Annotated in this window: 1 protein-coding gene; it reads right to left on the bottom strand. The window is 43.7% G+C overall.

From position 1 onward, the window contains the following. Positions 1 to 245: ChuX/HutX family heme-like substrate-binding protein (locus tag AAEY79_RS16085; RefSeq protein WP_352289707.1), on the bottom strand; the 245-nt coding region annotated here is incomplete at both ends.

The following is a 245-nucleotide window of genomic DNA, read 5'->3' as shown; positions in this document are numbered from 1 at the left end:
ATACAATACCATCTTTGGTCGGACGCTTAACGCACCATACTTGCGCTAACGCCTTATCTTTTAGGTGCAAAGTAAAGTCAGTATGATCTTTATCAAAGATATTAAGCCAGTCGCCTATACGCTTAAGCGTATGAACTTGGCCGGTCTGAATCTGTACCATACCGCTATTACCCACAAAGATCATAATAGGGCATTTGGCATCGCGTGCCTGCTCAAAAGTAGCAGCAACCGCATCAATACTAAGC

Source organism: Psychrobacter sp. GW64-MNA-CIBAN-0177, assembly GCF_040309585.1.
GTDB lineage: Bacteria > Pseudomonadota > Gammaproteobacteria > Pseudomonadales > Moraxellaceae > Psychrobacter > Psychrobacter okhotskensis.
The sequence above is the reverse complement of the archived record's forward strand: the minus strand, read 5'-3'. Positions and strand labels throughout refer to the sequence as shown.